The organism is Microcystis sp. M53602_WE12 (assembly GCF_030065455.1).
Taxonomy (GTDB): domain Bacteria; phylum Cyanobacteriota; class Cyanobacteriia; order Cyanobacteriales; family Microcystaceae; genus Microcystis; species Microcystis aeruginosa.
In genome coordinates this window covers 1-3801 of record NZ_JASJFB010000229.1, presented here as the reverse complement: position 1 = coordinate 3801, position 3801 = coordinate 1, and the positions used below count along the sequence as shown (strand labels likewise).

The following is a 3801-nucleotide window of genomic DNA, read 5'->3' as shown; positions in this document are numbered from 1 at the left end:
CATGAACATCGGACTTTAACAGGTCAAAAGCTTTATTTTAAAAGGGTTTTACCATTATTCAGCAAACCCTAAATAGAAATAATCTCCTGTCTCGGAGTCTCCTGTCTCGGAGTCTCCTGTCTCGGAGTCTCCTGATGGCTAAAACAACAAACCCTCCAGGGACAGAATAACTGTGGAACTTTGCCCTGATAAAGCCTAGCTCCAACAAAAATCCATCCCTAGGGGGTTGCGAAAAAGAAGAAAAAGTGCTTAAGGAAAACCCCTCGAGTTGATGAAAGAGGCGGTCAGGGGTTAGAATTAGGGATAAGAATCTATATTGTCTTTTTGGTCGGTCCTGTCAAAATTAGCCCTTTTGACTGCCGATTTTTTTTTCCTTATCCCTACTCCGTAACCTATTTAAGCTTCTACCGGTTCTTCTGATTCCGTTTGTTTGAGGTGGATGTGCTTGTAGCCAAGTTTGATTTCAAACTCATCGCCAGGCTGCAAGTTCATTTGTTCGGTATAGGTGGAACCGATGACGATTTGACCATTTTTATGGACACTAACCCGGAAAGTGGGTTCGCGGCCGCGGCCATCTTTAGTGCCTTCGGGATCAAGAGGAACCCCTTTTGCACCCAAAACAGCATCGTAAAAGTCGGTTAAATTGACCCGAACCTGACCATCTTTACTTTGAGAGTAGTAACCACAACGTTTTGCCGTTTCGCGACGGGGTAAGTGGGATAACTCTTTGACTTTTTGAAGTAGAGCTTTCCCGGTTAGGGGAGTAGGAGAGACATCACTCATGGTACTTTTTAATGTTCCTTGATTTTTGACTGACTGTCAATTAAGTTTACACTGACAAATTGATCATACCAAAAATCTCGCCAAAAATGTCTAGAGGGGAATAATAAATTTTTTAAAACTGATGGTTCGGTGATGACAATCGTGGTAAGAAGACCCCGGACTAGGTAGTAAGTGTAAACCTTGTGGGGGAGGGGAAATTTTTGGTCAAGACTCTGGCAATTTTTGGTCGGGTGGGAGGAAAACAGGGGGGAGAAAGTAAGGCCATAAAACCGATAAAGCTATACCTAGCAAGGAATTGAGCAACTATAATTGTGGTTGGAGTTGGCAAAAAACTAATGACCCAGAGCAGCAAATCCGGGGTGATTAAACTGTTTTCGAGCGACTTCCCCATCTATCATTAGGCCTAGATACCCACCCCTTGGCTCAACCGACCGGGGAAAATCTTAAGGATTAATTACCATTACTAGCTCCCCTTTGGCCCGTTAACATCGATTATCCTGAGTATTAGGAGTCCCTCATCCCCGTGCCGAGTATGGAAGTTTCTTTTAAAATTCTGCGTCAACGACCCAACGACACCCCCTACCTAGAAAATTTTACCCTAGAGGTGGAGGCGGGAAATACAATTCTCGACTGCCTTAATCGCATCAAATGGGAACTTGATGGAACTTTGGCCTTTCGTAAAAATTGCCGCAATACAATTTGTGGCAGCTGTGCGATGAAAATTAACGGTCGTTCGGCCTTGGCTTGTCAACAAAATATCGCCAGTGAATTAAACCATTGTAGCCAAAAAGATGCCGGAGAAATTCCCGAAATCACGATCGCCCCTCTGGGTAATTTACCGATTATCCGGGATTTAATTGTCAATATGCAACCGTTTTGGGACGATTTAGAAAAAGTTGAACCTTATATTAGTAGTCAAGCACGTAGCATTCCCGAACGAGAATTTCTGCAAACTCCAGAAGAAAGAGCCAATCTCAATCAGATGGGTAACTGCATTATGTGCGGGGCCTGTTATTCGGAATGTAACGCCAAGCAAGTCAATCCTGATTTTGTCGGGCCCCACGCTTTAGCAAAAGCGCAGCGCACTCTAGCAGATTCCCGCGATGGTAATCAAGAAGGTCGCCTAGAACTTTATAACCAAGGCACCGCAGGGGTTTGGGGTTGTACCCGTTGCTATTTCTGTAATGCGGTTTGTCCTATGGAAGTGGCTCCTATGGATCAGATCGGTAAAATTAAACAGGAAATACTCGCTCGCAAGTCGGCCGATAGTAGTCGTCCCATTCGTCACCGGAAAGTTTTAGTGGAATTAGTCAAAGCAGGGGGATGGGTGGATGAACGCAAATTCGGCCTCTATGTGCTGGGCAATTATTGGCGCGATTTACAGGGTTTATTAAGTATTGCCCCCTTGGGATTGCGGATGATTGCTAAGGGTAAATTTCCCACTTCCTTTGAAGCTTCCGAGGGAACCGAGGAAGTGAGAGGTTTAATTACTGCCATTCAAAATTCTCCCTCTCGATAGTTAGAGCAATTTTCAGATGTATTATGAGCTATATTCTATTTGACTGGAGAACTCATTATCATGTTCGATCGAGATACTATCCGTGGTTTTTCTGCCCTAATCACCCTTGTGGGAGTCGCTTCTAGTTTGGGTTTTAGCTTTAACGCACCGGCTTTCTCCCAAGCTATCTCTAACAATTTACCATTACTCTTAGCCCAAAAAAGCGAAAAGGTGCGAGTAGCGGTTTTAGACTTCGATTATAGCGGTCTCAGTAATCCCCAGTGGTTAACATTTCTCAATGGTGGAGCCAGTGGTGTCAGTGATATTCTCGTCAATAAATTGGTGGAAAGTGGTCGCTATACAGTCATTGAGCGCAGTCGCATTGATGCCGTCCTTAGAGAACAGAATTTGGGGGCTTCGGGACGGGTAGATGCCGCTACCGCTGCTCAAATCGGGCAAATTTTGGGGGTAGATGTGGTGATTATCGGTTCGATTACCCAATTCGATTTACAAAAAAAACAATCCGGTGGCTCGTTTATTATTTTTAGCACTGCCAAGACAGAAACCGATGCTTTTGTCAAGTTGAATGTCCGGGCAATTAATACCACCACGGCCGAAATTATTACCACCGCTCAGGGAGATGGTACTGCCAATCAATCCGATGGTTCAACCGTGGTTTTAGGCGTTGGGGGTGGTTCCCAAACTTCCAATGAAGGGAAATTACTCAGTATTGCCACCGATAAGGCAGTGGCGCGGGTGGTGGATAATCTCAATGATAAAGCCGACCAAATCGCCGCTACACCTCGCTCGCTCCCGACTGTCACCGCTTTAGTGGCTGCCGTGGCGGGAAATCAGGTAATTCTCAATAAAGGTACGGGAGAAGGTTATCGTGTCGGTTTACGCATTTCCATCGAACGGACGACTCAAACGGTCAAGGATCCGCAAACGGGTAAGGTTATCCGTCAGATTACTCAACCGATTGGCACTCTCGAAATTGTCGAAGCTGATGGTCAATCTAGCGTCGGTCGCATCATTACCGGTAATGGTTTTAAAGTCGGTGATTTAGCTAAACCCATTCGTTAGTTATGAATTATGAATTGGGGAAGTGGGGAAGTGGGGAGATCGGTAAACTTAAATCTGATAACTGATCACTGATAACTGATAACTGATAACTGATTACTGATAAGTGAACACTCACGAAAATTTGAAGTTATTTGACAATCCCGTCGCACTAAGCGCTTCGGGATTCTTAGTTCAACGAGTCCACTTAAATTAGATGCCTTGCGTTATCCAACCCAGAGGTGGTTCTCACGCTTGCGCGTTACTTTTCGTATGCCCTACGATAGTCCCCCTTGCCCCCCCCGACGTCGGGGGGGGGCAAGGGTAGGGCTGTTTCATTTAAATTAAGTATAGCTGATTTTGAGTCAATAAATTTGACCGAAGATTCTCAAGTTTATCTTGTTCTAACCAAAAGAGTTAGTCACAATAACTAATCTTTAATCCTCTGCCAAATTTATTAT

The 3801-nt window shown here is 44.6% G+C and carries 3 protein-coding genes; 2 read left to right on the top strand and 1 reads right to left on the bottom strand.

Annotated features, from left to right (window positions below):
• Positions 1-396: 396 nt before the first annotated feature.
• Positions 397-783 carry an AbrB family transcriptional regulator gene (locus PX482_RS08285; RefSeq protein ID WP_002759727.1) on the bottom strand — a complete coding sequence of 129 codons (387 nt, stop codon included), beginning with the start codon at positions 781-783 and terminating at the stop codon, positions 397-399.
• A gap of 532 nt (positions 784-1315) precedes the next feature.
• On the opposite strand from PX482_RS08285, the gene PX482_RS08280 reads away from it, so the two are divergent.
• Both PX482_RS08280 and PX482_RS08275 read left to right on the top strand, forming a co-directional pair.
• Entirely contained in the window at positions 1316-2302 is a 987-nt protein-coding gene (locus PX482_RS08280) for a succinate dehydrogenase/fumarate reductase iron-sulfur subunit (protein WP_002759728.1), read from the top strand.
• Between the two features lie 60 nt (positions 2303-2362).
• On the top strand, positions 2363-3364 hold the full coding sequence (locus PX482_RS08275; protein ID WP_288094744.1) for a CsgG/HfaB family protein: 1002 nt from the start codon (positions 2363-2365) through the stop codon (positions 3362-3364).
• Positions 3365-3801: the final 437 nt, after the last annotated feature.